We start from the raw sequence: 2,731 nt of genomic DNA on the forward strand, positions 1-2,731 counted from the left end.
ATAATAGGTATCAGGAAAAATCAAATGGTATCAAATCCCCCAAGCAAAAACGGTTAGAATTGAATTTCACTTTGCGTAAATGATTGATAATACGGTTCTCCCAATCCCCAAAAACGCATAGACCATAGAAAGATTAACGGCAGTTTTGACATTTCTACGGGCTTTTTCCTAAATATCAGATATACTCTGGAAGAATTCCTGATTCATTGAAAATGTCAATTCGTTTTTGTCCATCGTTGCTTTCTAGATTACCTTGAGTCTTGTATCCGGCGCCAACATTTTGAATATTTCGCCGACATTGATTTTTGCAGGACTGCCATTAAAACTACTGTCTCGAAAAACCGCCCGTAAAGGCTGTCGCTTGGCAATCTCTCTAATCACGGAATCCGGAATGTTTTCATCAAAACACGCGATTAAATCGCCGTCATTATAGTTATGAACCATGCATCCCTCTATTTGCTCTGAGGTGTAAAGCAAGGACAAAGGAAGTCCCCACTCTAGCAGACAGCCAAAAAGCAAATCTAATGAAGTACGGTCCGGCTTGATATTGTTTTCCATCATGGCCAGCATATCCTGAGTATAGTCCCCTGCGGCATAATATACGTCATTCATATTGCTCTCATCTAATTTAAAAACACGGAACCCGCCATCGAAATCAGCATCAGGGTACTCCGCAGCAATTTTCTTTGCTGCACGTCGGATACGTTCCTTCCCAATATCACAAATAGTTCTATATCCTGCTTTAAATGCCTCACTCCTTTCATCACACTTCTCAGGAATCTGAATCATTATAAATTTACGATGTCCGCTATCCTCTGCATTTGCTTGCATAACAGCTTGAGCCGTAGTTCCTGATCCGGAAAAGAAATCAAGCACTATAGCTTCATCCGAAGTAAAATTAAGCATTCTTCTAATAGTTGTTGATAACTTTGCTGTATCAAAAACCTTTGTATCAAACAGCGCATTGATTTCTGATGACGAACCCACTAAGAGATCCATCCATGAACTATTTAATAATGTTGTGTTAGTTGGCGGAATATAATGCTCAGGTTTCCCATTCGCAGATAAACGAAGCAGGTCTGTTCCTTTAGGCTGCTTTTCGTACCATCGATCTATTTGCTCCTGGCTGGGGTTAACATTACCTACCTCTATAATCATTTTCTGATAGTTGCTGACCGCGATATCACTTCTTTCCTTACTCCAACGCCATTGGCCGGATTCAGGTGTTATCCCCAGCAAAGGATACCTCATTGTTGGTCTATCGGTACCTCTCCAATGATTATTCCACGTCCCGCCTCTAACCTCATCTAATGTTTTTTCTTGCCGTGGGAATCTATATGTTGAAATCTTACTATACAGTAGAATGTATTCAAAATCCTTCCCCAACTTGTCCCATGTATCAAACTGCGCCTGAACAGATTTTGCGCCGCGCCTAATAACAATTTGGTTTCTGAAATTATCAGCGCCAAAAACCTCATCACACATTTTTTTCAGATTGTCGACTTCCTCATCACCTATTGATATAAATATAAGACCATCATCCGATAAAAGGTTCCTGGATAAAATTAAACGAGAATAAATCATTGAGCACCAGTCTGAATGAAATCTTCCATTAGAATCTGTGTTTCTGTACATCCTATTGCCTTCAGAATCCACATATCTATTCTCAGCATTCCAGTTTTCAACAGACATCTTAAAGTCATCTATGTAAACAAAATCATTTCCTGTATTATATGGAGGATCAATATAAATAAGCTTTACTGTGCCTAAATAACTTTCCTGAAGAAGCTTCAACACTTCAAGATTATCGCCCTCTATATATAGGTTCTCCGTTGTTTTCCAGTTTACACTTTCATTTGGAAATGGTCTCAAAGTTTTCTTAATTGGCTTATTAGCCTCTATAATTGAAGCTTTTTTCCCTACCCATGAAAATTCATAAGCTTCCTCATTATCAATAACTTCTTCTGAAAGCATTTGTTTCAACATTTCAAAATTGATTCCCTCTTTTAGGGACCCTTTTGAATCAATAGACTCAGTAATACAATTCGGGAAAATTCTTTTTATTTTTTCAATGTTTTTTTTGTCAGGTTTTCTGATTCCATCTTCATCTTTTCCACGGTCATTCTCCTTTTTGCATATTATTTCTCATCTCCTAATAATTCCTTAATTTTGTTCAAATAACACAATGTCGCTTTTGAATATTCATACTTTGTTTTACTATGCCACTCTAAATATTCCAAATCTATCTTATATATATATTCTATGCATTCATTGGCATGTCTCCCTTTTTTTAATTTTATTTTTCCTAATTCGTCAACTGATTTCTTTTCATATATTTCTTTAATAAGTTCTTCTTTTGGCCTTAAACATCGATTATTCAATTCAACAAACCATTTAGAAAATGTCTCCATTGTGTGTTTGGTTTTAATTTCTTTTGTAATCCCCTTTTCATCCATGTCTTCAACTTCTATCACCAGTACTTGATCAGCATACTTTGTATTATTTTCAGCATAATTCACCAAATATAATGTGGCATTAAAATCTTGTTTTGCTCGCCATAACGATAAAAATTTACTTGCATTCTTATCCCAATAATTATTTGGATGACTTGAATATGGCGTTACGGTTTGATTCTCCTCACATTTAAGTAATTCACTAAAACTTCCCACAGCAAAAATGGGGATCGCACCTTGAAAACTCAATAATACAGGCAATCAAATAGGACATTTAT

At 36.4% G+C, this 2,731-nt stretch carries 2 protein-coding genes; both read right to left on the reverse strand.

The window, feature by feature from the left end; translation table 11 throughout:
- Nucleotides 1-243: 243 nt before the first annotated feature.
- Nucleotides 244-1,986, reverse strand: a complete 1,743-nt coding sequence (locus tag Q0017_RS13645; protein WP_298147988.1) for a site-specific DNA-methyltransferase — start codon at nt 1,984-1,986, stop codon at nt 244-246.
- Nucleotides 1,987-2,138: 152 nt separating this feature from the next.
- Complete coding sequence (locus tag Q0017_RS13650; protein ID WP_298147991.1) at nt 2,139-2,702, reverse strand: hypothetical protein; 564 nt, start codon at nt 2,700-2,702, stop codon at nt 2,139-2,141.
- Nucleotides 2,703-2,731: the final 29 nt, after the last annotated feature.

The organism is uncultured Acinetobacter sp. (assembly GCF_947624825.1).
Classification (GTDB): domain Bacteria; phylum Pseudomonadota; class Gammaproteobacteria; order Pseudomonadales; family Moraxellaceae; genus Acinetobacter.

Coding starts and splice junctions, on each gene's coding strand:
- Q0017_RS13645 (WP_298147988.1), bottom strand. CDS start 1,986: ATGTTGAAACAAATGCTTTCAGAAGAAGTTATTGATAATGAGGAAGCT.